At 46.5% G+C, this 428-nt stretch carries 1 pseudogene; it reads left to right on the plus strand.

What is annotated here, in order from left to right:
- Positions 1–10: 10 nt before the first annotated feature.
- Positions 11–428, plus strand: a pseudogene (locus A3750_RS06410) (ornithine carbamoyltransferase); the annotation flags it as partial.

Here is a 428-nt window from a genome sequence, read left to right on the forward strand (position 1 = left end):
CAGGATGCTCATGGCACTTAGACATTTTCTTTCACTTGATGACTTATCAAGCAAAGAGCTCAAACAAATTATTCGTCGCTCGATCGACCTAAAAGCCGAACACAAGTCTGGCACCATTTTTGAACCTCTTAAAAACCGTGTGCTTGCTCTTATCTTCGAGAACTCATCCACCAGAACACGTGTCTCTTTTGAATCTGCCATGGCCCAGTTTGGCGGTTCGACTGTATTTCTATCACCTCAGGACAGTCAACTAAGTAGGGGCGAAACAATCGGGGATAGCGCTCGAGTACTCTCTCGGCTTGTCGATGCAATAGCTGTGCGCACCTACGAACACAAGAAATTGGAAGCCTTCAGTGAGCACTCGAACGTACCAGTGATTAACGCACTGAGTAATCAATTTCACCCCTGTCAGCTGCTAGCAGATATGC

It is taken from the genome of Oleiphilus sp. HI0079, assembly GCF_001635105.1.